The organism is Vulcanithermus mediatlanticus (assembly GCF_055385885.1).
Genome location: NZ_AP042385.1, coordinates 1,159,625 through 1,186,253, shown reverse-complemented (window position 1 = coordinate 1,186,253; position 26,629 = coordinate 1,159,625). Strand labels below are relative to the sequence as shown.

General features: G+C 67.4%; 33 protein-coding genes. 7 read left to right on the top strand and 26 right to left on the bottom strand.

From position 1 onward, the window contains the following. Positions 1–67: 67 nt before the first annotated feature. A complete protein-coding gene (locus tag ACZ5BT_RS07060; protein ID WP_464883902.1) occupies positions 68–760 on the top strand; it encodes a hypothetical protein in 693 nt (230 codons plus the stop codon). A gap of 70 nt (positions 761–830) precedes the next feature. Here the strand turns inward: ACZ5BT_RS07060 and ACZ5BT_RS07055 are convergent, their stop codons facing one another. Continuing rightward, positions 831–1,325 carry a CarD family transcriptional regulator gene (locus tag ACZ5BT_RS07055; protein WP_464883901.1) on the bottom strand — a complete coding sequence of 165 codons (495 nt, stop codon included), beginning with the start codon at positions 1,323–1,325 and terminating at the stop codon, positions 831–833. Beyond that, positions 1,322–1,852, bottom strand: a complete 531-nt coding sequence (locus ACZ5BT_RS07050) for a TetR/AcrR family transcriptional regulator (RefSeq protein WP_464885791.1) — start codon at positions 1,850–1,852, stop codon at positions 1,322–1,324. Before ACZ5BT_RS07050 ends, ACZ5BT_RS07055 begins: the two co-directional genes overlap by 4 nt. A 186-nt stretch (positions 1,853–2,038) precedes the next feature. On the opposite strand from ACZ5BT_RS07050, the gene ACZ5BT_RS07045 reads away from it, so the two are divergent. Beyond that, the gene (locus ACZ5BT_RS07045) at positions 2,039–2,770 is read left to right on the top strand and encodes a hypothetical protein (protein WP_464883900.1); all 732 of its coding nucleotides are present in this window, start codon (positions 2,039–2,041) and stop codon (positions 2,768–2,770) included. A 17-nt stretch (positions 2,771–2,787) separates the two neighbouring features. Further along, the gene (locus tag ACZ5BT_RS07040; RefSeq protein WP_464883899.1) at positions 2,788–3,672 is read left to right on the top strand and encodes a P1 family peptidase; all 885 of its coding nucleotides are present in this window, start codon (positions 2,788–2,790) and stop codon (positions 3,670–3,672) included. Here ACZ5BT_RS07040 and tsaE read toward each other — a convergent pair. From tsaE to ACZ5BT_RS07010, 6 genes are read right to left on the bottom strand one after another with little or no spacing between them, the layout of a single operon-like run. After that, the gene (gene tsaE, locus ACZ5BT_RS07035) at positions 3,667–4,113 is read right to left on the bottom strand and encodes a tRNA (adenosine(37)-N6)-threonylcarbamoyltransferase complex ATPase subunit type 1 TsaE (protein ID WP_464883898.1); all 447 of its coding nucleotides are present in this window, start codon (positions 4,111–4,113) and stop codon (positions 3,667–3,669) included. The genes ACZ5BT_RS07040 and tsaE overlap by 6 nt on opposite strands. Beyond that, on the bottom strand, positions 4,106–6,535 hold the full coding sequence (locus ACZ5BT_RS07030) for a coiled-coil domain-containing protein (RefSeq protein WP_464883897.1): 2,430 nt from the start codon (positions 6,533–6,535) through the stop codon (positions 4,106–4,108). The genes tsaE and ACZ5BT_RS07030 overlap by 8 nt, the downstream gene beginning before the upstream one ends. Before the next feature lie 7 nt (positions 6,536–6,542). Further along, positions 6,543–7,172, bottom strand: a complete 630-nt coding sequence (locus ACZ5BT_RS07025) for a DUF502 domain-containing protein (protein ID WP_464883896.1) — start codon at positions 7,170–7,172, stop codon at positions 6,543–6,545. Continuing rightward, complete coding sequence (locus tag ACZ5BT_RS07020) at positions 7,169–7,597, bottom strand: hypothetical protein (RefSeq protein ID WP_464883895.1); 429 nt, start codon at positions 7,595–7,597, stop codon at positions 7,169–7,171. Before ACZ5BT_RS07020 ends, ACZ5BT_RS07025 begins: the two co-directional genes overlap by 4 nt. Continuing rightward, complete coding sequence (locus ACZ5BT_RS07015; RefSeq protein WP_464883894.1) at positions 7,594–8,448, bottom strand: NAD+ synthase; 855 nt, start codon at positions 8,446–8,448, stop codon at positions 7,594–7,596. The genes ACZ5BT_RS07020 and ACZ5BT_RS07015 overlap by 4 nt, the downstream gene beginning before the upstream one ends. Continuing rightward, positions 8,445–9,305: a nitrilase-related carbon-nitrogen hydrolase gene (locus ACZ5BT_RS07010; RefSeq protein WP_464883893.1), complete on the bottom strand. Its 861-nt coding sequence runs from the start codon at positions 9,303–9,305 to the stop codon at positions 8,445–8,447. The genes ACZ5BT_RS07015 and ACZ5BT_RS07010 overlap by 4 nt, the downstream gene beginning before the upstream one ends. Before the next feature lie 44 nt (positions 9,306–9,349). Between ACZ5BT_RS07010 and ACZ5BT_RS07005 the strand changes: the two genes are divergently transcribed. Next, complete coding sequence (locus ACZ5BT_RS07005) at positions 9,350–9,784, top strand: CBS domain-containing protein (RefSeq protein ID WP_464883892.1); 435 nt, start codon at positions 9,350–9,352, stop codon at positions 9,782–9,784. 14 nt (positions 9,785–9,798) lie between these two features. On the opposite strand, the gene ACZ5BT_RS07000 is transcribed toward ACZ5BT_RS07005, so the two are convergent. From ACZ5BT_RS07000 to ACZ5BT_RS06990, 3 genes are read right to left on the bottom strand one after another with little or no spacing between them, the layout of a single operon-like run. Next, positions 9,799–10,491, bottom strand: a complete 693-nt coding sequence (locus ACZ5BT_RS07000) for an alpha/beta hydrolase (RefSeq protein ID WP_464883891.1) — start codon at positions 10,489–10,491, stop codon at positions 9,799–9,801. Positions 10,492–10,516: 25 nt separating this feature from the next. Then, positions 10,517–11,746 (bottom strand): MFS transporter, encoded by a 1,230-nt coding sequence (locus tag ACZ5BT_RS06995; RefSeq protein WP_464883890.1) that lies wholly within the window; start codon positions 11,744–11,746, stop codon positions 10,517–10,519. 49 nt (positions 11,747–11,795) lie between these two features. Further along, positions 11,796–12,671, bottom strand: a complete 876-nt coding sequence (locus ACZ5BT_RS06990; protein WP_464883889.1) for a universal stress protein — start codon at positions 12,669–12,671, stop codon at positions 11,796–11,798. A gap of 108 nt (positions 12,672–12,779) precedes the next feature. On the opposite strand from ACZ5BT_RS06990, the gene folP reads away from it, so the two are divergent. From folP to folK, 3 genes are read left to right on the top strand one after another with little or no spacing between them, the layout of a single operon-like run. Continuing rightward, on the top strand, positions 12,780–13,580 hold the full coding sequence (folP, locus tag ACZ5BT_RS06985; protein WP_464885790.1) for a dihydropteroate synthase: 801 nt from the start codon (positions 12,780–12,782) through the stop codon (positions 13,578–13,580). Continuing rightward, positions 13,553–13,921, top strand: a complete 369-nt coding sequence (gene folB, locus ACZ5BT_RS06980) for a dihydroneopterin aldolase (RefSeq protein WP_464883888.1) — start codon at positions 13,553–13,555, stop codon at positions 13,919–13,921. Before folP ends, folB begins: the two co-directional genes overlap by 28 nt. Then, on the top strand, positions 13,897–14,397 hold the full coding sequence (folK, locus tag ACZ5BT_RS06975; RefSeq protein WP_464883887.1) for a 2-amino-4-hydroxy-6-hydroxymethyldihydropteridine diphosphokinase: 501 nt from the start codon (positions 13,897–13,899) through the stop codon (positions 14,395–14,397). Before folB ends, folK begins: the two co-directional genes overlap by 25 nt. Here folK and ACZ5BT_RS06970 read toward each other — a convergent pair. The 15 genes from ACZ5BT_RS06970 to nadD all read right to left on the bottom strand — a co-directional run bounded on the left by ACZ5BT_RS06970 (position 14,394) and on the right by nadD (position 26,612). Next, positions 14,394–15,566 carry a bifunctional folylpolyglutamate synthase/dihydrofolate synthase gene (locus tag ACZ5BT_RS06970; RefSeq protein ID WP_464885789.1) on the bottom strand — a complete coding sequence of 391 codons (1,173 nt, stop codon included), beginning with the start codon at positions 15,564–15,566 and terminating at the stop codon, positions 14,394–14,396. The genes folK and ACZ5BT_RS06970 overlap by 4 nt on opposite strands. Before the next feature lie 45 nt (positions 15,567–15,611). Beyond that, the gene (locus ACZ5BT_RS06965) at positions 15,612–16,007 is read right to left on the bottom strand and encodes a Fur family transcriptional regulator (RefSeq protein WP_464883886.1); all 396 of its coding nucleotides are present in this window, start codon (positions 16,005–16,007) and stop codon (positions 15,612–15,614) included. After that, complete coding sequence (gene hemC / locus ACZ5BT_RS06960) at positions 16,007–16,912, bottom strand: hydroxymethylbilane synthase (RefSeq protein ID WP_464883885.1); 906 nt, start codon at positions 16,910–16,912, stop codon at positions 16,007–16,009. Before hemC ends, ACZ5BT_RS06965 begins: the two co-directional genes overlap by 1 nt. 163 nt (positions 16,913–17,075) lie before the next feature. After that, entirely contained in the window at positions 17,076–17,945 is an 870-nt protein-coding gene (locus ACZ5BT_RS06955; RefSeq protein WP_464883884.1) for a protoglobin domain-containing protein, read from the bottom strand. A gap of 73 nt (positions 17,946–18,018) precedes the next feature. Further along, a complete protein-coding gene (locus ACZ5BT_RS06950; RefSeq protein ID WP_464883883.1) occupies positions 18,019–18,321 on the bottom strand; it encodes a 4Fe-4S dicluster domain-containing protein in 303 nt (100 codons plus the stop codon). Positions 18,322–18,345: 24 nt separating this feature from the next. Further along, positions 18,346–20,163: a menaquinone biosynthesis decarboxylase gene (locus tag ACZ5BT_RS06945; RefSeq protein WP_464883882.1), complete on the bottom strand. Its 1,818-nt coding sequence runs from the start codon at positions 20,161–20,163 to the stop codon at positions 18,346–18,348. A gap of 15 nt (positions 20,164–20,178) precedes the next feature. Continuing rightward, on the bottom strand, positions 20,179–21,408 hold the full coding sequence (locus ACZ5BT_RS06940; protein ID WP_464883881.1) for a cation:proton antiporter: 1,230 nt from the start codon (positions 21,406–21,408) through the stop codon (positions 20,179–20,181). Between the two features lie 45 nt (positions 21,409–21,453). Next, positions 21,454–21,786 carry a YraN family protein gene (locus ACZ5BT_RS06935; protein ID WP_464883880.1) on the bottom strand — a complete coding sequence of 111 codons (333 nt, stop codon included), beginning with the start codon at positions 21,784–21,786 and terminating at the stop codon, positions 21,454–21,456. 4 nt (positions 21,787–21,790) lie between these two features. Beyond that, entirely contained in the window at positions 21,791–22,150 is a 360-nt protein-coding gene (rsfS, locus tag ACZ5BT_RS06930) for a ribosome silencing factor (protein ID WP_464883879.1), read from the bottom strand. Between the two features lie 49 nt (positions 22,151–22,199). Then, on the bottom strand, positions 22,200–22,925 hold the full coding sequence (locus ACZ5BT_RS06925) for an ABC transporter permease (RefSeq protein WP_464883878.1): 726 nt from the start codon (positions 22,923–22,925) through the stop codon (positions 22,200–22,202). Continuing rightward, positions 22,922–23,605: an ABC transporter ATP-binding protein gene (locus ACZ5BT_RS06920; RefSeq protein WP_464883877.1), complete on the bottom strand. Its 684-nt coding sequence runs from the start codon at positions 23,603–23,605 to the stop codon at positions 22,922–22,924. The genes ACZ5BT_RS06925 and ACZ5BT_RS06920 overlap by 4 nt, the downstream gene beginning before the upstream one ends. Before the next feature lie 13 nt (positions 23,606–23,618). Next, the gene (locus ACZ5BT_RS06915) at positions 23,619–24,344 is read right to left on the bottom strand and encodes a hypothetical protein (protein WP_464883876.1); all 726 of its coding nucleotides are present in this window, start codon (positions 24,342–24,344) and stop codon (positions 23,619–23,621) included. A 55-nt stretch (positions 24,345–24,399) separates the two neighbouring features. After that, positions 24,400–25,527 (bottom strand): LCP family protein, encoded by a 1,128-nt coding sequence (locus ACZ5BT_RS06910; RefSeq protein WP_464883875.1) that lies wholly within the window; start codon positions 25,525–25,527, stop codon positions 24,400–24,402. Further along, on the bottom strand, positions 25,511–26,065 hold the full coding sequence (yqeK, locus tag ACZ5BT_RS06905; RefSeq protein ID WP_464883874.1) for a bis(5'-nucleosyl)-tetraphosphatase (symmetrical) YqeK: 555 nt from the start codon (positions 26,063–26,065) through the stop codon (positions 25,511–25,513). Before yqeK ends, ACZ5BT_RS06910 begins: the two co-directional genes overlap by 17 nt. After that, positions 26,025–26,612 carry a nicotinate-nucleotide adenylyltransferase gene (nadD, locus tag ACZ5BT_RS06900; protein WP_464883873.1) on the bottom strand — a complete coding sequence of 196 codons (588 nt, stop codon included), beginning with the start codon at positions 26,610–26,612 and terminating at the stop codon, positions 26,025–26,027. Before nadD ends, yqeK begins: the two co-directional genes overlap by 41 nt. Between the last annotated feature and the right edge of the window lie 17 nt (positions 26,613–26,629).

The window sequence follows — 26,629 nt, the reverse complement described above, 5'->3', positions numbered from 1 at the left end:
CATGTCACGCCCAGCCCGCCTTCACCGCCGGTCCTCAGAGTGGTAGGCGGAAAGGGTGGTGATGGTGGTGAACAAACGGACGGTCGTAACCCTCGCGGCACTGGTGGTCGGCGCTGCACTGGCGCAAGGCCCGGCAACCCCCAAAGCCCAGGCGGCGCCGCCGGCCAAAGGGGAAACCAGGCAGGTTTGGCGTGAAGGTCGAGCGGGCTCGCCGCAGCTGGGCGTGCTGGCCAAGGCGCTCGGCATGGAGCCCAAAGCGCTGCAAAAAGCCCTGCGCGAAGCCGGTGGGCTACCGGCGCTCCTGGAAAAACGGGGACTTTCAATCACCGAACTCCGGGAACGCGTGATCGAACTCCGCCTGGAGCAGCTTTCGGAAGCGATGCGTCAGGGCCTTCTCCCGAAGGCCAAGGCCGAAGTCGAAACCCGCCGACTGCGGGCCGCCTTGCTGCGGCTCAAAACCCCGAGCCTGGCAGAAATCCTCAAACGCTCCGGGGGTGATCTCCAGGTGGCCAAGGCCCAGCTGGTGGCGGTGTGGTCGGGGATCATCGACCAGGAGGTCCGCCTCGGCCTCATCGCCCCCCAAAAAGCAGAGCGGCTCAAGAAGGCAATCGAGGCCCGAGCCCAGGCATTCTTCAAGCGTCCGGTGGGCGAACTCGGCCAGGAACGCCCCGGGAAAAAGCGCTTCCAAGCGCGCCGCGGCCCGCATGCCCCGAAGCGGCCCGGGCCCCGAGAGCGGTTGCCCGAACACCCCCGGCGCTAAGGGCGCCTGAAGTAACCCCCGCCGTGGCTCTCGCCACGGCGGGGGTGTTCGCTTCGACCACCGGGGGTGATTAGTTCAGCGCCTCGCCCCAGACCTCTTCGAAGAGCTCCCGGGCCGCTTCGAGGGTGACCTCGAGGGCCTGCGCCACCTCCTCGGCGAGCAGGTTGATGGCCCGCCTGAGCGCCTGGCGGTCGAGGTCGGGAAGGCCGCGCTCGACCTCCCAGGCCCGCAGCTGCCCGGCGAGAACGGCGATCCGGTAGGGATCGCCCTCGGCCAGGATCTCGGTGACGCGGCGGTGGCGCGCCGCCCACTGCTTGGGCAGGGGAACGCGACCGTTTTTGAGCCGGTCCAGGATGTCCGGAACCTCTTCCCGGCGGAGCGCCGGCCGGAGACCGACCGCAGCCGGGGATTCCACGGGAACGTAGGCTTTGGATCGGGTCCCCGGAAACTCAACCTGGTAATACGCGCGTCCCACACCGCCAACGGTGCGGCGAGCAATCCCAGAAACCACTCCCACCCCGTACGGTGGGAGGACCACCTTGTCGCCCGGACGGTACTCCTTCACGCACCCACTCCTTTCACCCATACTTCGACCAGCTGGTCCAAAAAGGCCTCGCGGGGAAGGTCAAGCTGCGGCGCACACCCCAGCGCAGCCAGCGTGGCGGCCACCAGGCGGACCTCGAGGTCCGCCCTGAGCTCACCGTCGCGAATCCCACGCTCGACGAAGTCTTCCAAGATGGCCTGATAGCGCTCGTGCAAGCCCTTGAGCCAGCTCTCCTTGTCTTCCGTGACCGCCTCGGCAGCCACCGCCGCCCAAAGACCGCGCCACTCGTCTATGAACTCAAGGCGCCGGGCAAGCAGGTCCCGAAGGCGCTCGCGAAAGGGTTTGGCCGCCTTCACCAAGGCCTCGGCGTCGCGGTAGAACGAGAGGGTTCGGTACTCGACCAAAGCCCGGAGGAGGTCCTGCTTATCCCGAAAGTAAAGGTATACGGTGCCTTTGCCGACTTCCGCGGCGCGCGCCACGTCCTCGACTTTTAACCCTGAAAGGCCGCGTTCTCTGAGGACCCGGATGGTGGCCTCGAGGATCTGCATGCGCTTATCGGCGTTCCGGGTCGTAAGGGCCACGTATAAAAGTCTAGCATAAACGGCGGTTTTCTTTATGAGAAGTTAACGAAAAAGGTGAAAAAGCCCTTGTAGACGGCAATTTCTCCCGCGGTCGTCGGAATGCTGCCGGTTGCATATACATGCGCATACGGAGTCGATAAAATGAGTCTGGCCATGGCGCATCCTGGTGCATTCCTCCTCACCGGCGACGGCGATCCGCTCACCGGAGCCTACCGGCTCCTCGAGCAGCGGGTGCTCTTTTTAGCCGGGGGCAGCGTGCTCTTCATCGTGACCCAGGAAAGCCAGGACCTGGCCCAGGCCTGGCGCGAGGTCTACGTCCAGGGGCTGGGCGCGAAGCGCACCGGCCTCGTGGTCCTGCGCAAGCGAGCGGTGGCGGAAGACCGGGCGCTCACCGAGCAGGTGGCGGCGGCCCGGCTGGTGTGGCTGGCCTCCAGCCAGCCCGAGGCCCTGCTCGACTTTCTCGTCGGCAGCCGGCTGGTGGAAGCGCTGGCGAGCGTCGTCGTCCGGGGGGGGTTCGTCGGCGCCTACGGCGTGGCCAGCGCCATCTTCGGTGCCACCGCCCCCATTCCGGCGCCGGAAGGGCTCCGCTACCGCTACGGCCTGGGGTTGGTCCCGGGCGTGGTGGCGCTCCCGGGGTTCGACCAGGGCGGCCGCTTTGAGGCCCTGGCCGAGGCTACCGCCGCGCACCCCGACCTCATCGGTATCGGGCTGCCCCGGGGAAGTGCGGTGCAGATCGGGGCCGAGGGTGACGCCGAAGTGCTCGCCGGGCGGATCGTCCGCCTCGAGGCCGCCGCTTCGGAACTCTTCCGCAAGACCATCCGCAACCTCCAGGCCGATCTGCTGGCCGCCGGCGAGCGCTTCAAGGTTCCCGTCTACCACGCCTAGTCGCGGTAGGCTGGGGCATGGCCAGTCTGACCGACATCGAAGGCTTTTCGGTCGGGGTATGGACCGATGAGGCTGCCGCCACCGGCGTGACCGTCATTCGCTGCCCCGAAGAAGGGTGCCTGGCCTCGGCCAGCTTCCTCGGTGCCGCACCGGGGACGCGGGAAGCGGCGCTCCTCGCCCCGGAAAAACCGGTGGCCAGGCTCAACGCGCTGGTCTTCACCGGCGGCTCCGCCTTGGGCCTTGCCAGCGCCAGCGGCGTCGCCGAACGACTGGCGGAAGAGGGTATCGGTCACCTTACCCCCGCCCGCCCCATCCCCATCGTCGCCGCCGCGGTGATCTACGACCTGCTGCTGGGCAGGCCGGACTGGCCCGGCGCCGAGGCCGGCTACCGGGCAGCGGCCAGCGCCAGCGCCGAGCACGTTCCCGAGGGTCGAGTCGGTGCCGGCGCGGGCGCCAGCGCCGGCAAGTACCTGACCCCGGTGCCCACCGGCCAGGGCAGTGCGCTGGCTGAGGCGGGCGGCGTCCGGGTCGGCGCGCTCGCGGTGGTGAACCCGGTGGGCGATGTCTACACCCCGGAGGGGAAGTGCATCGCCGGTCACGACGACCGCGAGGCCCTGCTGCGTTTCCTTTCGGGCCGGTCGCGGCCGATCGAGCACACCACGTTGGTCGCGGTGGGGCTTGAGGCGCCGATCAGCAAGGCCGAGGCCAAGATGCTCGCCGACGCCGCCCAGGCCGCGATCGGACGGGTCATCCGCCCCTCCCACACCCCCTGGGACGGCGACGCCACCTTTGTCCTCTCGACCTTAAAAGGGCCTCCGGCCCCCATCGGCCTGCTCAGCGTCCTGGTTCAGGAGGCGACGGTCAAGGCCATCCTCCGCGCGGCTTCGCCCGGGCCGCTATAGCCTGAGCCGCTGAAGCAGCGACGCGTAGGTCGGGCCGTGGGCCAAAAGCACGAGCCTCCGCCCCTCTTCCAGCGGCGTGAGGTTGACCTCGAGGCTCGAGGGGAACTGCTCGGCCCTGCCCCATTCAACGGCGGTCAGGTGCGCGGCCTCCATACGCTCGTCGAGCCCGAGCAGCCAGGCATCCTCAGGGCTTGCCAGGCGGTAGAGATCCACGTGGAGCAAGACGCCTTTGGGGGTGGGGTACTCGTGCATCAGCGTGTAGGTGGGGCTGGTCACCCGCCCGCGAAACCCCAGCGCCCGGGCCAGAAAGCTGACCAGCGTGGTCTTGCCCGCCCCCAGCGGCCCGGTGAGCAGGAGCACCGCCCCTGGGGGGAGTTCTTGAACCAGGCGCTCCGCCAGGCGCTGGGTGTCCCCAAGGTCACGCAGGATCAGCTCAGGCACCCTCGCCCCCACCCGCTGCTTCGATCATGGTCAGGATGCGGGAGAGCAGCGGCCGTTCGGCCAGGAGCACCAAATCCTCCAGCGCCCCCAGGCGGGCCACCCAGACCCGCTCACCGAGCTGCAACACGACGAGCCTCGGCTCGCCCCCCATCACCCGGCCAAACGCCGCCAGCTCCCGCTTGAAACCCTGGTAGAGACCGCCGTCGAGACCGGCGGCGTCGCCCTCGCGCCAGACACCCCCCGCGAACCGGGCCACCGCCTCGACCCCACGTATCCGGAAGCCCTCGAGGCCGTCCCCCCCGGCGCCCGCATCTGACCGGGGCTCGAACACCCCCAGCCAGTTCTCCAGATCAACCCCTTTGAGCGCGGTGGCGAGCTCGCGCGCGGCCTGGTGTTCCCGGGCCAGCTGCTCGGCCAGGGCCTCTGCTTCGCCGAGGGCCTGCTCCAGCGCGAGGAGCCCCCGAACGCCCAGCCGGTCGAGGTGTTGCCGGCCGGCCTCGAGGAACCGCATCTGCACCCCCAGGCGGGCGCGGGTCTCGCTGGTCATGTTCCGGTGGCGGTCGTAGAAGTCGGCGAGCCTGGAAAGCCGCGCCTTGAGCTCCTGTCGCAGCGCTTCCCGCCGTGCCCGGAGCGCCTCGATGGCCTCCTCCACTCCGGAAAAGTCCGGGAGATGGTCGGGCAGCTGGCGCTCTAGGGCCTCGAGCTGCTCCAGCACCGATTCGCCCCCCAGACCGCGGAAGCGCTCGGCCTCGGCCCGCAGCTGTCCCAGACGCCGTTTTGCCTCGCGGACCGCCCGAGCCATGCCTTCCGAGACCAGGGCTTCAAGCGGTGCCAGGTCGGGAATTCTCCCCGCGTCGAGCTCGGCCAGGGCCTCGTTGAGCCTGCCCTCGTCGAGCCCGTAACGCCGCACCTGCTCAACCAGCGCCAGCAGCCGGTTCCGGGTCTCGTCCCGGGCCCTCGCCTTCAGGGTCGAGAGTTTGGCCTCGGCGGCCTCGAGCTGACCCTCTTGAAGATCGGCCAGGATTTCCTCGCGCCCACCGGCGAGCCCGGGGAGGTCCGGCAACGCCATCGCCTCGGCCCGCAGCGCTTTTGCCCGCCCCGGCGCTCGCGAAGAAAGCTCTTCCTGAATCTCGGCCAAGAGCGCGGCCTCCACCTGGCCTTCGCTGGCCTGATGCAGCAGGGTATCGAGTTTCTCGGCGATTCCCTCGGCAAAGGCCCCGTCGACCTCCCCCTGCACGTCGCTGACCAGGCGCCTCGCGCGCTCGGCCAGCGCCTTCGCCGCCTGCGCGGATTGCTTATGGGCCTGGGCCTCGGCGGCCATGCGCTCGATCTCGGCCTCGACCTCGGCGATGCCCTCGGGCAGGGCGCCGGCGTCCAGGGCCTCGCGGATGGCCTCGAGCTGGGCAAAAATGCGCTCGGTCGAAACCGCTTCGCTCGCGAGTTCCCGGGCCCGGGCCAGCATCCACTCGTACTTCACCCGGGCCTCGGCCAGCGCTTCTTTTTTCGCCTCCTCCAAACGGGCTTCGAACGCCTGGAGCGCCTCGCCCACTCGCGTCCCGCCCTCCAGCGCACGCCTCAGCGAGGCCAGCTCATCGGCGAGGGCGCCGGTGAGGACGGACCGGTAGTTCTGTTCCAGCTTCTCCAGCCGCCGGGCCTCCTCGGCGCGGTCGATCTCCTCAAGCCGCCGCACCTGCTCTGGCGTCAGGGCCTCGAGGTCAATCTCGAACTCAAACGATTCCTCGACCCCGTCCTCAGCCACTTCGCCGGGTGCCGCCTCGACGACCGACGACTCGATCAGCTTTAAAAGCTCGGTGGCAAGCGCCCGGGCCTGCTCCACCTCGGCCGAGGCCAAGATCTCCTCTTCCTGGGCCTCACGCACCATCTTCAGCAAGGTCGAAAGCCTTCGCACCTTGCTGCCCCCAAGCTGCTTGACCCGCTCGAAGATGGCCTCGATCTCGGCGATCTCCCGCGCCTGCTCGAGCAATCGCGAGGCGAGCTCCTCCTCGAGGGCACCGACCAGCTCGAGCGCCTCCTCGGCCTGGGCCTCATCCCAGCCGGTGGCCAGCGCCCGCACCAGGCGACGGAGCCGCTGCACTTCCGGCCAGTCGATGTAGAGACCGAATCGCTTCATCGCCGCCTCGAGCCGCGTCATCACCGCCCTTCGGCGTCCTTCGTCGGGCGCCTGGGGCTCGCCCTCCGAAACCCGCTCCAGGAGCTCACCGACGAGGCGTCGGGCCGCCTGGGCGGTCATCACCCGCTGCAGTTCGCGAAAAACGATCTGTTTCAAAAAGGCCTCGGCCTTTTGGGGGGTGAGGTCTTCCCGGCCGAAGCCAAACCGGGCCTTTCCCTCCTCGAAGACGAGGCGGGTCCGCGCCCCCAGCCGGGGCTCGAGCGCCGAGAAGAGCTCGTCGTAGAGGGTCACGCCTCCATCATATCGGGCGGCCCGCCAGCCGGCTGGCCTCCTCGGGCGGGAGGATAAACCCCACCGAGACCACGAACCTGAGCGCGTCATCCACCCGCATATCCAGGGGGATGATGTCCTCATTCGGCACGATGAGGACGAACCCCGAGGCCGGGACCGGGCTGGTCGGAACCACCACCACCGTGTACCCCTCGGGCAGCGGGGACAGCCGGCGGCCCACGTTTTGCACCACGAAGCACAGCGCATAGCTTCCGCGCCGCGGGTACTCGATCAGGGCGGCCCGGGAAAACTCCATCTCCGGTCGCCCGAAAAGCCCGGTCGAAATCTGCTTGACCGCGCGGTAGATGTCGCGCACCAGGGGGATCAACGACACCAGCTGATCAAAGAAACGGACCAGAGTTCGCCCCAGCCAGTTCGAGGCCAAAAGGCCAACCCCGGTGATGAAGAGAACCGCCAGCCCAAGGCCAAAGACCGGCAGCCAGGGAGCGAGCCAGCCCGGCACCGCGATGCCAAAAAGGGCCAGCACCCCGGTGACCAGCCTCAGGGCCTCGGCGTAAAACCACGCCACCAGCCACACGGTCACAAAGAGCGGCAAGAGAACCGCGAGCCCGGTAATGAAGTAGCGTTCGACCTTCACGGCTTCACCTCGAGGCCAAACACCCCCGCTTCACGCCGCAGCACCACCTGACGAATGGCCCCCGCCTTCTCGATCACCAGCGTGGCCTGGGAAAAATCGGGGGGTTTTTCCACACTGCGAAGCTCGCGCAGGCGCCACCCTGCGGCCTTGAGCGCCCCTTTGAGCCAGGCGAGGAGGGCGTCAAAGGACTGCGGGGAAGAAAACCGGCTCTGGCTCGCGGAGCCGAGGTAACGCTGGAAGCGGACGGTGGCGCCCGGCGGCGCGGGGAGCGGGATCTCGGTGTTGAGCAGGATCGCCCCCCGGGCGTCCCGGACCACCAGAACCCCGGGCCCAACCCCGGCCGGGGGCAGGGCCGGGCTGACCCGCGTCGGGGCGCAGGCCGCGAGCAGCAGCAAGAGTGCCGAGAGTCCAGCCCAGCGTTTCATCGCTCGTCCATCCTGAAGTCCAGCGGGCGGAGGTAGAACTCGTTGATGGCGGTGGTCGAGAGCACGGCCACCGTTGGCAGGTGCCGCTTGTGGTGGGTGCTGTTGACCAGGGCCTTGACCCGCCGGATCTCCCTTGGCTCATAGCCGAGCCGCTCCAGATAGTCGTCGGGGTACCCTTTGAGGTAGTGTTCCAAAATCACGTCGGCGCGGCGGTAGCTGAGGCCAAGGTCCGCCTCGTCGGTCTGGCCCGGTTCCAGATCCGCGGTGGGGGCTTTCTTCACGATAACCTCCGGCACCCCCAGATACTCGGCCAGGCCCCAGACCTGGGTCTTATAGAGATCGCCCAGCGGGTTCACCGGCGGCGCGTCGTCGCCGTGCCAGGTGAAGTACCCAAAGAGGCGTTCGGTCTTGTTGCCGGTGCCCAGGGGCAGTGCCCGGTAGGCCATCGAGAGGTCATAGAGCACGACCATCCGGGCCCGGGCCTTCACGTTGCCCTTGCGGTAGGGGGTCATCTCGGGCCGGAGACGGGCATACCCTTCCACCATCTCGGTGATGTCGATGACCTCGAGGCCCACGCCGAAAGCCTCGGCGACGAGCCGGGCGTGCTCGAGCGACTCCGGCGAGCTCTCTCGGTGCGGCAGCGCCACGGCGTGCACGTTCTCCGCCCCCAGCGCCCGCACCGCGAGCGCCAGGGTGGTCGCCGAATCGACCCCGCCGGACACCGCCACCAGCGCCCGGGAAAACCCGCGCCAGGCCAGCTCCTCGCGGATGAACCGGGTGAGATAGTCCGCGACCAGCGCGTAATCGAGCGCGAGCACCTCGCCCCGGGGAACCGCCCGAACCACCTTCATAGCCCCTCCAAAATACGCTCGAGGTCGTTCCAAAGAAGCGGCAGCCCGCTCTTGAGGTCCGAGAGCATGGGGTTGTCGTAGCGAACCGGCGGGATTCGGTCCAGATCGAGCTCGGCCAGCACCAGCGCCTCTTCAAAGAGCGGACCCTCGACGAGCAGCGCCCCCTCGGGCGACGCCACCAGGCTGCCGCCGCTCAGGCCCTTGCCGGCTTCAAAGCCCACCAGGCTGGAGAGCACCACGTAAACGCCGTGTTCGGCGGCCACGCTCCGGGCCAGATCGCGCCAGCGACCCACGTTGGCCGGAACGCGCCCGGCAAAGCCCCGGGCCGGGCTCGCCGCCGGCACGTAGATGACCTCGGCCCCGTCCAGCGCCGCCAGGGTGCTGGTCAGGGTATGCCAGAAGTCCTCGCAGATGAGCATGGCGGCCTTGCCAAAACGGGTCTCGAAGGCCCGCACCTCGTGACCCCGGGAAAGATAGCGCTCCTCGTCGAAGACCCCGTAGGTGGGCAGGAAGACCTTGCGGTGACGGTGCAAAAGGCCCCGACCGCCGAGCTCGAAGTAGGCGGCGGTGTTGTAGTAGGCGCCCCCGTCGCGCTCGTAAAATCCGATCACCAGATCGAGGGGGCCCTCCCAGACCCGCCGGTGGAGCTCGTTGAGCCGGTCTTCGAGCGCCTCGATGGTGAGGGCCAGTTCGCGAACGCCCCCTTGCAGGAAGTAGCCGGTGGGGTAGGCCTCGGGAAGAACCACCACCTCGGGCCGCGCCTCGCGGAGCTCGGCGAGCGCGGCCTCGAGGCGGGCGAAGTTGGCCTCGAGGCGCCCTTTGTCCGGCTTGAGCTGCAGAATCGCGTGCGAAACCATTGCCTTCAGTTTAGCGGTATAGTGGGGAAACCCAGGAGGTCCGCATGACCATCAAACAACTTCTCGACCAAAAGGGCCGTGAAGTCTATACCATCTCGCCCAACGCCAGCGTCTTCGAGGCCATCAAGCAGATGTCAGATCGAGGCATCGGGGCCCTCATGGTCACCGAAGGTGAACGCCCAATCGGCATCATCACCGAGCGCGACTACGCCCGGAAGGTCATCCTCCAAGGGCGGTCGTCAAAGGACACCCCGGTCGCGGAGATCATGACCCGCGACTTCGTCTACATCCGCCCCGAACAGACCATCGAAGAGGCCATGGCCATCATGACCGAAAAGAGGGTCCGTCACCTGCCGGTTCTGGTCAACGAGCGTCTCGAGGGCATCATCTCGATCGGCGACGTGGTGAAAAGCATCATCGCCAACCAGCAGTTCGTCATCGAGCAACTCACCAACTACATCCACGGCGACCGCTCCTGACCTGGCCCCAGGGCTTAAAGGAGCTTTTCCTGGAGGAAGGTCACCACCCGCCGCGCCGCCTCGTCGCGGTGGCGGTCGAGCAGCATGTCGTGGCCGGAGTCCTCGAGGACCCAAAACGTCTTATCGCGGCTGCCGAGCCCTTCGAAGTAGCGGCGCACGGCCGACCGGGGAACAACGGTATCGACGCCGGCGGCGATCACCAGCGCGCTCGCCTCAACCCGGGAGAGCTTTTCCGGGGTCAGGCGGGCGAGCCGGTAGAGCTCGACGAACGCCCGGCTCGGGAACCAGGGGTAGTTGGGGCTCCGCTTCTTGAGCTCGGGGTCGAGGATCGAGCTCTCGCCGGCGTGGCGGGGAATGAGCCAGTGGAGATAGGGCGCGAGCGAGGCCAGGGGGTTGCGAAAACCCAGCGCCGGGGCCAGGGCCACCAGCGCCTCGGCGCCGTCTTCCGCCGCCAGCCAGGCAGCCAGAAGACCGCCCATGGAAAGCCCCACCACCGCCCGGGGCGGGGCCAGATCCCGGTAGGCGGCGCGGGCATCGGCGAGCCAGTCCCGGTACCGCACCCCCGCCAGGTCCTCGGGGCGGGTTCCGTGGCCCCGGAGCGCCGGCAGGGCCACCTCAAACCCCGCCTCTTTCAGCGCCTGTGGCAACGGCCCCATGGTGAGCACGGGGTGCGAGGTAAATCCGTGGAGAACGAGAACGCTTGGCATTGTCTCGATGGTATAACGTCGAGCCTCACCTTACCCCCCGAATCCGCGAAACCAAAAGCGAGCCCAAAAGGAAGGCCAGTGCAGCAATCAGGAACACCGCGGTGTAGCCCTGCCCCGGCTGGGCGCGGTTGAGGGCGTCGACGCCGCCGCCGAACATCCCGGCCACGATCTGAGGCAGCACGATCGAGGTCTGCCACACGCCCATGTCGGTGGCGTGGTTTTCCGGCTTACGCAGCACGTCGCTGACCAGGGCCCAGTCCACCGCGGCGTAGGCCCCGTAGGCGGCGCCGAAGACCAGCGCCAGGGGCAAAAGCACGTCAAAGCGGGGGAAGAGCAAAAGCGGCACGATGGCGAGCGAGAGAAACCCGCCAGCGACATAGACGATGCGCTTCCTCCCGTACCGGTCGGACATCCGGCCGGCGGGGACCGAGCTCAAGACCGCCCCGGCCGAGATGAAGAGCACCAAAAGCCCAGCCGCCTGGTAGGCGCGCGACGCGATCACCCGGCCGAAGGCGGAAAAGACCCGGACCACGTCCTCGAGGTAGTACTGCAGATAGGTCTGGACCAGGTACTGCCCCAGCATGACCAGAAAACGGGTCGACCACACCCACCGGAAATCAGGGTCGCGCCAGGGCAGGCGGAGGCTCTCCCAAAGCCCTTCCTGCCTCGGAGGCACCCCCTTGGGTTCTCTCACGTAGGCCAGGGTCAGTCCGGCCGCCAGCAGGTTCAAGAGCGCGACCAGGAAAAAGAGCGCGGCGAGGCTCTGCCCCAAAAAGCCCGCCACCCCGGCCGTGATCTGGGCCAGGGCCTGCAGTCCACCCATCCACCCCGAGGCCACGCCCCGGTGTTCCCTCGGCACCAGGTCGGGAATGAGCGCCGAGTAGGGCCCGGTGGCCAGGTCGTCGGCGACCTGCAGGAGGAGGTAGCCCAGAAAGAGCAGGGGGTAGCTCGGCGCCAGCGCCATGAGCACAAGCGCCCCGGCAGTCAGGACGCTCCCCGCCGCGAGATAGGGCATCCGCCGGCCATAAACGGTGGGGAAGCGGTCGGAGATGTAACCCCAGATCGGGGGGCCGAGGGTCGCCATCACCGCGCCGAGGCCAAAGAGGAGCCCCAAGCGGTAGGCCTTCTCGGCTGGATCGACGAGCTCGGCCACGCGGGCCGGGAGCAAAACGAAGAGCACCAGCGTCCACTTGAACGACGTCGCGAACCAGTACGCGGAGAGCACCGCGTACCACGGGGCGGAATAACGGCGCACCCCTCCAGTCTAAAGATCCCTGGCGGCATTGGTCACCCGGCGGCCCCGCTCAAAAGGGAACCGCTTCGGGGACCACCAGCAGCGGCAGGTCGGCCCGGTGCACGAGACCGACCACCAAGCGACCGATCCGGGTCCGCTGCGATGACTTGGCCCGCGACCCCACCACCAGCAGATCCGCCCCCTGGGCCCGGGCCAGATCCAAAAGCCCGTCCACCTCATCCCCCCGACCGACCACCAATCGCTCAGGCACAAGCCCCAGGCGCGATGCCAGGGCCCTTTGAGCGTGCGCCAGCACGTCCTGTTCGCCGAGCAGCTCCGGGGGGAGGTAGGTGGGCACACAGCACGAATCCGGTGCCAGGCTCACCAGGTGGATCGCCACCGCCGATGCGTTTGCCCGCGCCGCGAGCCGCTCCCCGTAGCGCCAGGCCGAAAGCCCCGCCGACGAATCGTCGACCCCGACCGCGATCTTCTCCAGGCGGCGAAGCGGCGCCCCCGGCGAGATGAGGAGCACCGGGGCCTCGCCCATGTGGAGGAGGTAGTTGGAAACCCCGCCGCGGGCCACGCGTTCCAGCGGGGTCGCGCCCTCGGCGGCGAGAACGGCGAGGCGGTGGCGAAGCGCCTCACCGGCGATCTCGCGAACCGGGTGGCCGTGGTGGACGACCCGCCGTGCCGCGGGCGGACCGTAAAACGCGAGCGCCTCACGCGCCAGGGCCTCGAGGTCCTCCTGGACCTGCCGGATCCGCTCCCCCACCGCCTCTTGCCAGACCTCGGCCAGCCGCCGTGGCGCCTCGCTGAGATAGGCATCGGCGATGACATGCACCAGCGTCAGCGGCCAGCCAAAGCGCTCGCCCAGCAAAGCCGCGGTTTCGACCACCGCCGACGTGGACGGGCCGAGGTCCACCGCCGCCAAAACACCCTCGCGCATTTTGCCCCTCCTCCGCCGTAGGATACGCCATCACCTCGCCCTATAATCGGGGTTGTGACGCAGCTCGCCCTGAGGGAACACCGCCTGAGCCTGGACCGGCCTCGGATCATGGGCATTTTGAACGTCACCCCCGATTCCTTCTCGGACAGCGGCCGCTACCTGCACCCGGAAGCGGCCGTGGCCCGGGCCCGGGCCCTGATCGAGGAAGGGGCCGACATCATCGACGTGGGCGGCGAGTCCACACGCCCCGGGGCCGATCCGGTACCGGCGGAGGAGGAAAAGCGCCGGGTGCTCCCGGTGATCGAAGCCATCGTCGGGCTCGGCGTCCCGGTAAGCATCGATACCCGAAAGCCCGACGTCGCCGCTGAGGCCCTGGCGCTCGGCGCGCACCTCATCAACGACGTCACCGGTCTTGCCCACCCCGAAATGACGGCGCTCGCCGTGCGCTACCAGGTCCCGGTGGTGATTATGCACATGCCGGTCCCCGACCCCCGCACGATGATGGATCACGCCCGCTACCTGGACGTGGTTGCCGAGGTGCGGGCCTTCCTGCTCAGCCGAGCCCGACAAGCCCTTCGCGCGGGTGTGCCCCAGGTGGTGCTCGATCCCGGGATCGGATTCGGCAAAAAACGCCACCACAACCTCCTGCTCCTCAGGCACCTCGATCGCATCACCTCGCTGGGCTATCCGGTGCTGGTCGGGGCCAGCCGCAAACGAACCATTGGCGAGCTCACCGGGGTCGAAAACCCAAGCGAGCGGGTCTTTGGCAGCGTGGCCGCCCACCTCGCGGCGGCCAGGCGCGGGGCCAGAATCCTCAGGGTCCACGACGTGAGGGCGCACCGGGAGGCCCTCGACGTCTTCTGGGCCATCGAAGGAGAGGCGTGGGTCGCATCGTCCTCCAGGGGCTAGAGTTCTACGGCCATCACGGCGCCCGGCCCGAAGAAGGCCGCCTTGGGGCCCGCTTCGTGGTCGACGTCGAAATGGAAGTGGGCTTCGAAGGGCAGGGCGACGACCTCTCGGCCACCGTGGACTACGCCGAGGTCTACCGGCAGGTGGCCCTGGTGGTCGAGCAGCGGCGTTTCTACCTCATCGAGGCCCTCGCCGAACACCTGGCCACCGGCCTCTTGCAAGCGTTCGAAAAGGTGCGGCGCGTCCGGGTACGGGTGCACAAACCCCACGCCCCCATCCCCGGTGTCTTCCGCGACGTGTACGCCGAGGTGGAGAAATGGCGCGAGCCTTCATCGCCCTAGGCTCGAACCTCGGCGATCGGGCGGGCTACCTCCTCTCCGCCGTTGTCGCCCTCGCTTCCCTCGAGGCCACGCGCATCGTCCGGCTCTCCCGGATCTACGAAACGGCCCCGGTCGGCCCCCTTGAGCAGGGCCCCTACCTGAACGCGGTCCTCGAGGTCGACACCGACCTCCCCCCCGAAACCCTCATGCAGGCCCTTCTGGCCATCGAAGCCGAGCACGGCCGGATGCGCACGGTGCGCTACGGTCCCCGGACCCTCGACCTCGATCTCCTGCTCTATGAGGATCTGGTCCTCGATCGCCCAGGGCTCACCCTGCCCCATCCGCGGATGCACCAGCGGGCCTTTGTGCTGGTCCCCCTGGCCGAGATCGCGCCAAACGCCCGGCACCCAGGCCTGGGAAAAACCGCCGCCGAGCTCCTGGCCGGGGTCGAAAAAAACGGCGTTCGCCCCTACCTGCCGACCGGATCGCTCCCTTAAGCGGGCGCCTTCTCGCCGAGCACGGTCCGACGCACCGCACCGACGAGGAAGAGACTGCCCGCGACCACCACCAGCCCCCCAGGAACCCGTGCCCGAGCCTCGCGCAAAGCCAGCAGGGGGTCCTCCACCACGCGCGCCCCCGGGAAGTGGGACAACAGCGCCCTGGGGTCCACGCTCCGCTCGCCGGGGTAGCGGGTCAGGACGACCGCATCGAAGACCCCGCGGAGCGCCCCGGCCATCCCGGCGTGGTCCTTATCCCGGCTGGCGGCGAAGACCAGCGCCCTCGGACGGTCCGGGAAGTGGTCCGAAATCGCCCGGGCCAAGACCTTCGCCCCCAGGACGTTGTGGGCGCCGTCGAGGAGATACGGCGGGTGCCACTCAAGCCGACCTGGGTGTGAAAGCCGCGAGAGCGCCTGGCGAATCGCGGCCTCATCAACGCCGAGCTGGCGGGCGGCAGAAACGGCGAGGGCCAGGTTCTCGCCCTGGTGGCGGCCGAGGAGCGGTGCGTCGTAGACCGCTCCCGCCACGGCGAAGCGAATCCCGCCCGATCGCGCCACCACGAACTCCGGCCTCACCGGCAAAAGCGGCGCCCCGATTTTCCGGGCAGCCTGTTTGAGGCCCACGAGCCCCTCGCCCACCGCCGAAGTCAGCGCCGGAACCCCGGGACGGAAGATGCCCGCTTTCTCCCCGGCGATCTCGGCCAGCGTGGCCCCCAGGAACTGGGTGTGGTCGTGTCCCAACGCGGTCACCAGGCTCAAAATCGGGTCCTTGACGTTGGTGGCATCGAGCCGTCCCCCGAGCCCGACCTCGAGCACCGCGAGCTCCACCCCCCGCTCGGCGAAGTAGAGAAAGGCCAGGGCGGTGGCGATCTCAAAAAACGTCGCTCCGGTCGCCTCGGCGTGGGGACGGATGGCCCGGAGCAGTTCGAAAAGGGCCTCGGACTCGATCTCGCGCCCGTCCACCGCGATCCGCTCTTCAAAACGCTCGAGGTGAGGGCTCAAGAACCGCCCGCTGCGGACGCCGGCGGCCGCGAGCATGGCCGAAAGCGCCCGGGTGGTGCTGCCCTTGCCGTTGGTCCCGGCGACGAGGACGGCGCGGAAGGCACGCTCCGGCCGGCCCAGGCGGTCGAGGAGGTCACGAACACGCTCGATCCCCGGGCGGACGCCCATGCGCCGCCGGGAGAAGAGCCACGAAAAGAGCGCCTCGGGTGTCACCTACGACGCGAGCGCCCTGGCGCACTCGGCGCAGAGGCCTTCGAATTCCAGCTGGAAGGTTTCGAACTTGAGCTCGGGGTGGCGCTCGCTCGCCTCCTTGAGGATGTCCGGCGGTTCGAGGTCGAGGTCGACCACGGCCCCGCAGCGCCGGCAGTAGAGATGAGGGTGGGGCATGGTGTTGGCGTCGTAGCGGGTCGCGCCGCCACCGTGGTGCAGCGGCATCACCAGCCCCTCCTTCACCAGGGCGTCGAGGGTCCGGTAAACGGTCCCCAAGCTGATCGAAGGGATCCGCTTGCGCACTTCCTGGTACACCCAGGCGGCATCCGGATGGCTTTTGGTTCCCCGCAAGACTTCGAGCACCGCTCGACGCTGGCGCGTCAGTCTCTTCATCGGCATCAGCCCCCCCCTCGTAAGATCTCATCGCCGCCTTGCTCCAAGATGTCGGCGGCGAGCTCTTCACCGAGTTCCTTGGCCTCGTCGATCTCCCCCTCGATCTCGCCCCGAATGACCTCCAAACCGTCGGGGCGGGCCACCAGGCCCTCGAGGCGGAGAATATCGTCGTCAACGTAGGCAAGCGCCCCGACCGGGGCCAGGCAACCGGCCCCCAGTGCGGCGAGGAAGGCCCGCTCGGCGGTGACCCGAGCCCGGGTCTCCCGGTGATTCAGCGAGTACGCCAGTTCCTCGGCCAGGTCGTCGCCCACACGCACTTCCAGCGCCAGCGCCCCTTGCCCCGGCGCCGGCAGCAGGATCTCCGGGTCGATAAACTCATCGATCCGGTTCCTAAGGTCGAGGCGCAAAAGCCCCGCGGCAGCAATCACGATGGCATGGTACTCACCGCTGCCGAGTTTGTCGAGGCGCGTATCCACATTTCCGCGAAGGGGTTTCACCTCGAGGTCCGGCCGGTAGGCGAGGAGCTGCGCCCGACGGCGCACCGAGCTGGTGCCCACCACCGCACCCTTGGGCAGGTCCGAAAGCCGGCGAATACCGTTGCGGCCAACGAACGCGTCCCTGGGGTCCACCCGCCTGGGGATGGAGACCACCCTGAGCCCGTCGGGTTGTTTGGTGGGCAAATCCTTGAGCGAATGGACGGCGATGTCCACCTCGCCGCGGAAGAGGGCGTCCTCGAGCTCCTTGACGAAGATGCCCCGCTCCATCGGATCGGCACCCCGGTCGCCCGACGTGGTCACGGTACGAATCTTGAATTCGGTTTCCGGCCAGAGTTCCTTTAAACGCTCGACGACCTGGCGCGTCTGTGAAAGCGCCAGCTGGCTGCCCCGGGTGCCTACGACGACCGCACGCATACGATCCCTATGATATCCATAACACTGCTGAGCACAAGGAGAGGCGAGTATCCCGCGTCGCCAACGAAGCGAGCACCCACGAGCTTCTCAACATACCGATGCAAGATTGGAAGTCGCACCCGTTTTTGGCCCTCCCCGCGGCAGCGAAAGCCGCGACGGGGGCTTAACGACCCGGGGGCAAAATCGTCACCAGGTCACCGCTGGAAAGCCGCGTCGCCAGCCCATCCAGGTAGCGAACGTCGCGCCCGTTGACCAGAAGCGTCCAGCGTGGGCGAAAGCGCCACCCCACCGATTCCTCCATCCAAAGCCCGACCTCGACCACCGAGGGCACGGCTTCCAGCGCCAGGGGGACGAGCGAGGGAGCGAAGGTGAGAACCTTTTCCACCAGTTCCCGGAGGTGGCCATGAACCAGGCGGACCTCGAGGGCCTCGGGCAGGGCTGGGCGGGCGAGTCCCAGCGCCTCGACCCGCACCGCGATCTTCCCGCGCGAGAGATCGGCGGCGGCGTCAAACCCGCCCCGCATCACCTCCTCCTGGGCGGTCAGATAACCGGCCCAAAGCCCGAGCCGCTTAGACGGCACCACCTCGGAAAAGGCCCGCAGCACATAAGCGAAGGCGAGCGCCACCCACTCCGGGGGAACGAATTTTCTCTCCGGTCCGTAGCCGGCGTGGACCCGCCCCGCGTGGTGGAGATACTCGGCAAACTCGGCGCCGGTGTCGACGCCGATGGTCCGACCCAGCCAGGCGGAGAAAAAGGTGCGGCGGATGCGCAGCTCGTCTTCCGGAATCCGCCCCTCCCACCCCAAGGCGCGGGCGGTTTCGGGAAAGCGGCTGAGCGCCTCGTAGGCCGATCGCACCCATTCAGCTCCCCGCGAGAGAAGCGCCTCCGAGTCGAGGCGCATGGCGCGCTTGGCCTCGTCGTCTATACCGGCGAAAGCCAGGTAGCGCCCAAAGCGTACCTCGGGCAGCGGAGGCAGCGTCAACTCCCCAGCCAGCCTCGCATCCTCACCCCAGGTGACCCGCACTTTTTGCATGGCCGAATCATACCACCAAACAAAAGCCGCACCGGGTGCGACCCAGCGCGGCCCAAACGAGCGGGAATGGCCTTCAGGCCTTCTCCGCCAGGTGCCCCCACTTCTGCACAAACGCGTCCCAATCCATTTCGAAGTAGTCCTTGTTGGCCTCGGTAAACTGCTGCCACTCCTCGGGAAGGTCTTCCTCGGGATAGATGGCGCTTACCGGGCAGGCGGGGACGCAGGCGCCGCAGTCAATGCACTCTTCGGGCTGAATGAAGAGCATGAACTCGCCGTTGTCTTCTTCCTCGGTCGGGTGAATGCACTCCACCGGGCAGACCTCGACGCAAGCGCGATCCTTCACCCCGATGCAAGGTTCCGCGATCACATGGGCCATCTTCAGCTCACCTCCCTTACCCCCCTAGCTTGCGGGGTGATGTCGCTCAAAGTCAAGGCCACCGAGGCCGAGCTCGTCCCAGCGAGCCGTGACCCGGGCCTTGATCTCGGGATCCATCTCGATCACCTGGGGCCAGGGCCTGGCGTGCCCTTCCTCCGGGAATTTTCGCGTGCCATCGAGCACCAGCACCGGTCCATAAGTCCCCGCTTCCACCCAGGCGTCGCGCTCGGGGTCGAGGTTGTTGAGCACAAGCCAGAGCAGCTGGTCCGGATCGGCGGGATCGACGATATCGTCGGTAATCGCCAGGAGCCGCAAGCCCCTCGCGCTCGCCGAGGCCACGACGGCCCCAGCGATCGCGCGGACCTGTCCCGGTTTCTCCTTCCGCACCGTCAGCCCCAAAAACCCCGGCCAGGCGTGCTGCCGCCGGACCTCTGGGCGCGAAACGCCTTCCGGCGTTTGTGGCGGCGGGGGATCGCCCCCCTCGGCGTCCAGCTTGCGCGTGCCGTCGATGATCAGCTTGCCGCCAAAGCCCAGGGCCCGGCTGGCGTGGTCGAGCACGTCGATGGGCCCGCGGAGCGCGAGGGTATCGCGCCCGGGTAGCATCCGCTCCAGGGCCTTGAGCAGGGCGGGAAAACCGGGTTTTGGCGAGGTGTCCCCGTCCAAAACCACGATCATCTTGGCGAACATCATCTGCCCCATTCCGAGTAGGCCCAGGGCCACCTTGTAGGCCTGGCCCGGGTAGCGCTTGCGTATGCTCACGTTCACCCAGTTGTGAGCCACCCCGGCCGGGGGCATGTGGTAATCAAGGAGCTCGGGCAGCAGCACCTTGGCCGCCGGCAAGAAGAGCCGCTCGGAGGCCTCGATGAGCCAGGCGTCCTCCATCGGCGGGCGGCCGACGATGGTGCTGGGGTAGATCGCGCCGCGGCGGTGGGTGATGGCGGTGACGTGGAAGCGGGGGTAGCGCTCCTCCTGGGTATAAAACCCGGTGTGGTCGCCGAAAGGCCCCTCGACCACCGGCGGCTCCGCCGGATCGACGTAGCCCTCGAGGACGAACTCGGCCTCCGCCGGCACCGGCAGATCGACGGTGACCCCCTTGGTGAGGGCCACCGGCCGGCCCCGGAGAAACCCCGCCAGGTTGTACTCAAAAACCCCGGGCAGCTCGGGCAGGGGCGCGGTGGCGGCGTAGGTCAGTATGGGATCGCCCCCGAGCGCCACCGCGACCTCAAGGCGACGCCCCAGCGCCTTCGCCTTTTCGAAGTGCCTGCGCCCGGTTTTGTGGAGCTGCCAGTGCATGGCGGTGCTCTTCGCATCGAGGACCTGCATCCGGTACATCCCGACGTTGAGTTCGCCGGTCTCCGGGTCCCTGGTGATGACCTGGGGCAGGGTGATGAACGGCCCGCCGTCCGCGGGCCAGCACGTTTGAACCGGCAGGGCGCCAAGGTCCACCGTTTCCCCGGTGTGAACGACCTCCTGCACCGGAGCCCGCGCGACGCGTTTGGGGAAAAACCCCTTCAACTCGCCGAGTTTGGGCAGCAAGCCGAGAACCCCGCGCAGCCCCGGCTCGGGCGCCAGCGCCAGCAGCTTCTCCACCCGCTCGGCCAGAGCCTCCAGCCGATCCACCCCCAGGGCGAAGGCGGTCCGCTCGGGAGTTCCAAAGAGGTTGATGGCGAGCGGGAAGCGCTTTCCGGTTACGTTCTCAAACAGGATCGCCGGCCCTCCGGCCTTCACGACGCGGTCGGCGATCTCGGTGATTTCGAGCTCGGCCGACACCGGGGCCTTCACCCGCACCAGTTCGCCGCGGTCCTCCAGAGCCCTGAGGTAAGCGCCGAGGTTCGCAAACACGCCCCAGCATACCGCCTAGGCGGTGGCCCGCCTGGCCAGCCAGGAAACGCTCAGTCCCTGGACCAGGACCGAAAAGAGTACCGTGCCGTAGGTCAGGGTCAGGATCAGGTTCCGCTCCGCCCCCTCGGGAAGCCCCAGCGCCAGCGCGATCGAGATGCCGCCGCGGAGGCCGCCCCAGGTCAGAAGACGGACGGTGTAGGGCGGAAAGCGACGGAACATGCGAAGCGCGGCGATGGGGAGCCCCGCGCTCAAAAAGCGGGCGAGGAGCACCACCCCCACGGCCAAAAAGGCCAGGAAAACCCCGCTCACCGTGAAAGGCACCACCAGCATCTCCAGGCCGATCAGGACGAAGAGCACCGCATTCAAGATCTGGTCGAGCACCTCCCAAAAAACGCTCAGGTTCTCCCGGGTCTTCCGGCTCATGGCCAAAAGCCGCCCCCGGTTGCCGATGAAAAGGCCGGAGGTCACCATCGCCAGCGGTCCCGAGACCTCAAGCCGACCGGCCAGCGCATAGCCACCCGCCACCAGCGCCAGGGTCAGCAAGATCTCGACCACGTAATCGTCGACGCGGCGCATGAGCAAAAACCCCGCCGCGCCCAGGGCCAGACCGAGCCCGAGTCCGCCGAGCGCCTCTCGCACGAAGAGCCCGCCGATCGAAGCTGCGGTGACCTCGGCATGTCCCCCAAGCCCTAAAAACCCCAGCAGGGCCACGTAGACTACGACCCCCACTCCGTCGTTGAAGAGGGATTCGCCAACCACCAGCGTCTCCAGCTCTCTCGACACCTTAGCGCCCCTCAAAATCCCCAGCACGGCCACCGGATCGGTGGGCGAGATCAGGGCGCCAAAGAGCAGCGCGTAGATCAGGGGAAGGTCGATGCCGAGCCAGCGGGCAAGCCCCCACACCCCAAACCCCACGATGAGGGTGGAGGCCGCCACGCCGAACACGGCCAGGGTCGAGACCGCGAGCGCCTGGCGCACCAGGTCCTCGAGGTTGACAAAGAGCGCGCCGGCGAAGAGTAAAAAGGCGAGCATCCCCTGCATCAAGAGGGCGTTGAAGTCGATGCCCCGCACCACACTCGTGGCAAAGCCCTGGGTTTCCGGCGCGGCGAAGAGCAATGCCAGCGACAAAAGCACCGCCCCGAGCATCACCCCGACCGGGGTCGGCAGGCCCAGCCAGCGGCGGTTCGCATAGGCCAAAAGGGCCGCCGCGGTAAGCAGCAAGCCCAGGAGGTCAAAGGCGTTCATCGAGGTCAGTTTACCGGCCGGTTCGGGCGCGGCCGGCTTCCTGCCTCAGATCTCGTCGATGGGAAGCACCTCGATACGGTGCGCCTTTGGGGTTCCGTAGACGAGCACCGCCTCGAAGCGGACCGGAAGGTCGTCGCGGCCCAGGAGAAAAAGGGCGCTCCAGCGCATGCGGTGACGTTTGGTCTGGGTGATGGCCTCGGCGGGATGGCCGTAGCGGGGACCGCGGCGTTGCTTGACCTCGACGAACACATGGATGCGCCCTTGCTTCATCCACAGGTCGATCTCGCCAAAGGGCGTACGCCGGTTCCGGGCCACCAACCGGTAGCCCCGTTTTTCAAGGTGGGCAAGCGCCAGGTCCTCGGCCCAGCGACCCTTCATGGCTCTAGGCCGTGGGCTCGAGCACCACCCGGTCGGCGTCGGCCCAGAGGCCCTCGAGGTCGTAGAACTCGCGCGCCTCGGGGCTCATGATGTGCACCAAAAGCGCGCCGTAATTGAGGAGCACCCAGCGCGAAGACGGCCCCTCGATCCCGTAGGGCCGAACGCCGATCTCGGCGAGACGCTCGCGCACCGCACGCTCGAGGGCCTCGAGGTGCGGCGTGCTGGTTCCGGTGGCGATGAGGAAAAAATCCAGGCTGTCGGAAACCCGCCTCAGGTCCAAGGCAACGATGTCTTCTGCCTTCTTCTCGTCGAGTGCGCGGTAGGCTTCTTGAATCAAGCGCTCAACTCCGATCGGATTCTCCATCCACGTTCATTGTAACAAAACACACCCCCAGCCGGTCGGGACAGGACCTTCAGTAATCGAGGAGCCGACCCCTGCGCCTCGCCCAACCATAACCGCGGGCGAACGCAGCCCCGCCGACCAGCACCCAAAACGCGGCCGCGAACAGCAGCGGCCCGAAACCGCGTCCGGAAAAGATCCCGACAGCCCACTCCAGGGGGTTCAACGCGTTCAGAGCGCGGGCGGCCAGGGGGAGCTTTTCTCCGGGCACGAAGAACCCGGAAAAAAGGAGAAGGTAAAAGGTGAGCATCTCGGTGAAACTCCCCACCTGCTTGTAGCGCAGCGAGGCCGCGAGCAGCGTAAGGCCGATCCCCCAAACCCCAACCAGCGCCAGCAGGCCGGCGACGAGTGCGTCCGGACCGAGCCCGCTCAGCGAAACGCCAGCCAACCTGGCATAAACAGCAAGGGCAGCAACCCAGGGCACGGCCATCAGGAGCTCAGCAAGTGAAAGCGCAGCCACGATGGCCGCCGGCGGGTGGGGCGAGGCCAGCAACCGGGCCAATGTCCCCAGGTAGGCCTCCTCCAAAAAGAAATTGGCCATCCTCGCCAGCAGGTGCGCGGCGAGATACCAGAGCAAGAACCCGGCCACGTACGCCGGGCGCGCTGAATTACCCTGGCTGGCATACAGGATTGCGGTGAAGAAAAACACCTTCACCAAAAGTCCGAGAGCGTAATCAGCGAAGTAGCGTCTTTGGAGGGCGAAGCTGCGTGCCAGGAAAGCGCGAAAGAGGAGGATCACCGGTACACCTCCAAAAGCCAGCTCCGGAGCGTCTCCGGATCATGTATCCCTTTGGCCGCGAGATGCGATCGACCCGTGACCTCACGGACCTCACCCGCTTTCAGCACCACGAAACGATCGGCGACCTCCCAGGCCAGAACCGGGTCGTGGGTGGTAATGAGAACCGTGGGGAGCTCGTTGATGCGCGCGATGAGGTCGTTTTGCGATTGGAGATCGAGGCCCAGGGTCGGTTCATCGAGAATGTAGACCTCAGCTCCCTGAACCAGGGTACTGGCCAGGGCGAGCCGCTGCTTCTGCCCGCGCGAGAGGCTCTGGGCCAGACGGTCCCTCGCAGCCCCCAGACCGAACCCGGCCAGCAGCTCTGAGGCCTTCCTGCGTAGGAAGCGATCGGGCACACCCGCTATCCTTCCGTAAAAGAGCAGGTTCTCCCAGACCGTCAGGTACCCGTAGAGGTTCTCGGCCTCCTCAAAAAGAAAACCCAGCCGGCGCCGTTTTCCCGGCGTGGGGCGGTCGCCGAACACCCTAAGCTCTCCGGCATCCGGTGCCACCAGCCCGGCCAGGATCTTGACCAGCGTGGTCTTCCCCGCCCCGTTCGGCCCGAGGAGAACCACCCGTTCCCCTGCTCGAAGGAGCAAATCCACGCCCCGGAGGGCCGGCGTCCCTCCGGGGTAGGTCTTCATGACACCCCTGACCTCAACGACGTACGGCCGCGCCCTCGTTGACGAGGTTCCCATAGCCCTCCGTCTTATAATAGAGATCCGTCGAAATTGCCGTGCTGTACACAAATCGTTGAAAGGCCCCAAGGAAACCCGTCAGCAGGGAGAGGTATGTGGAACGTATGGGCACCTCGCCCTCGTCCACCGCCTGCACCCAAACCCGGGGATCGTCCTCGCTGGCCTCGAGCCGGGCCCTCGATTCCTGGAGGGCATCCAAGTAGGGTCTAAAGCGCTCCTCGACTTCAGCGAATCGCGCCCGTTCCCGCCTGAATGTTTCGACGAGGTTTTGTGTCTTGATACTGCCAGCCATCTCGTCGAAGAGGACTGCATTCATGTCAAGGAGCACCCGCCCCGAAAGCTCTTCACGGAGCACATCAGGTTTAAGTTCTGGAGCCAGCGGATTGCCGGGATATTTTTCCACGGCGATATCCTCAAGCAGCATGGCGTAAGCGGCATCGATGTCACGCACGCGCCGCCGCGCGGTCGTGGCAAGATCAATGCTCTGGCCATGGTGAGACAACGCCTCGTCGTACGAACCGTTAAATGCTGCAATCATCGCCTCCTCATATGCAGTGTTCGCGGCGAGGATGGTCTCAAGCGTCATGCCAACGACCCGGCTCACGCGAGCCGCGGAAGCCACTAGCTTTGTCCCCTTGGTCGGCTTATGGTTGATCCCTCCCATTATTGTCACCCCGGCCTGCACCCTACCCCCCCATGAGAATTTGGTGAGTTTCCGGGGACGCGGCAGTGCTGAGGCTTTACCGCCCTTGGACCAGGTCGCGCCCCAAGACGATGACGACGTCGGCCGGGACGTGCAGGCGGAAGCGGGTCACGAGCGGGAGGTGCGTGGCTTCGGCATAGATTGCGCCGGCCTCGAGGGCCCCCGCGACCTCCACCTGACTCACTTCCCGCACCCCGATCCGGCGCAGCTCGGGGGCCGGCAAACCCAACCGACGCAACCCCTCGACGAAACGGGGGCCGAGATCGGCGCCACTGCCGTCGAGCACCATCACCCTGGCCTTGGGCAGGGCCACGACCTCACCCTGCCCCAAGCCAAAAAGCACGCGCTGGAACCTGGCCCGGCGCAGGGTGTCGACCTCGAGGTAAGGCCCATCCTCAACAACGGGAAGCGTGGCGGTCTTGAGCTCGAGCGATCTCAGATACGGGAGAAACACCAGCGCCTGACCGAGCGAAAGATCGGTCTCCAAATCGTTCCAGACCGCGCTGGCCATCTGCGGCAGCCTCGGCCAGTACTCGGGGCTCGCGACCTTCTTCAGAACCTTGAGCATGACCTCCTTGATCCGGTCGAGACGGCCCAGGTCGCTCCCCTCCCACCCCCGGAAGCGCATGTACTTGACCGCGTCGGCCCCGTTCAGATGAACCCGGCCCTTCGGAAAGTGGATGTGCAGGTTGGCCGCGTTGTCGTCGTAGTCCATCGGTGCGGGCAAGGTGACGTCGACCCCACCCACCATGTCCACCACCCGGGCCACCAGATCCAGAGTGAAGATCATGTGGCGATCGACCCGAAACCCGACCAGCTCGGAAACGGCCCGCTCCAGGCCATCCGGCCCCAGGAAGCCGAAGGCGGCGTTCACCTTGCCCCGGTACCCCTCGACGCGCACCATCGTGTCCCGGGGGACCGCGATCACCCAGGCCCTGGCCCCTACGACCCGCACGAAGAAAATGGTGTCGGTCCGCCGGCCTGGGCCGCACGGCGTCGCCGGTCCGCAATAGTCGATATCCCGAGCTGCAATCACCACGTTGAGCTCGGGAAGCGGCTTGCCGCTCGGCCCACGGGCCTGTTGCTGAGGCTCGGGCCAGCGCCCGACGATCACCGCCAGGACGACCAGGACCAGCCCGGCGAGGATTTTAGGCCAGGGCTTCAAGCTCGCGCATCACCTCCAGGGTACGCGGATGCACCGGTATGCCCCGCTGTTTCAGGTACGCCACCTTGCGCTCGACCGCCAGGCGGTAGGCCTCCTGGAGACGCCCCGCCAGCGCCAGCGCCCGGAGGTCGTCGTTGAAGCCGCGCTCAGGCTCGGCGGCATCGGCCACGTAGACCGCCATACCAAGGCCATGCCCGGGCAACACCCCGTAGACGTGCCCTTCAATGGCCTCGAGGATCTCGGGATCCCGAAGCCCCCACCCCTCGACCAGACGGCGCCCAGCCCGCCCATGCAGCACCAGCGGGTGGCTCCGCTCGGCCTCGTTCTCGGGAGGGGCCAGGCGAAGGAGTTCCGTTTCCGAAAGCTCCTTGGCGATGTCGTGGAGCAGTCCGGCCAGGTAGGCCCGATCGCCGTCGAGCCCACTCGCCAGGGCGATCTCTCGGGCCAGCTCGGCGACCCGTTCCGAGTGAGCGCGGCGCTCGGGAGACAAAAGCGCCTCAAGCCTGGTCGCGTACTCGGTAGAGCCTGTGTTTTTCAATGTAGACCTCCACCTCACGTGGCACCAGGTAGCGTATGGAATGCCCCGCGGCGATGCGGCGGCGGACTTCGGTCGAGGAAACCTCGTACCCCGGAATTTCGAGCAGCACCACCCGCTGGCGGAAGAACGGGTCGAGCCGCGTCAGGTCGTAGCCGGGTCGGGACACGGCGACCATCGTCGCCAGGGAGAACAGCGCCTCGGGCTCCTTCCAGGTGGCCACGTCCCGGTAGGCGTCGGCACCGGTGATGAAGAAGAGCTCGGCCTCCGGCCAGCGTTTTTTCGCCCGGCGCAGGGTGTCGACGGTGAAGCTGGGCCCCGCGTAATCGAGCTCAAGCCGGCTGGCGAAAAAACGGGGGTCGGATACGGTGGCCAGGACCACCATCTCGTGCCGGCATTCGGCGGGGGCGACGGGTCGTTTATGGGGTGGACGGGCCGCGGTCACGAACTCGACCCGATCGAGCGCCAGGCGGTCAGCCGATTCGCTCGCCGCGAGTAAGTGACCGACATGGATAGGATCGAAGCTGCCACCAAAGAGCCCGACGCGCACGTTTAAGAGGGTACCAC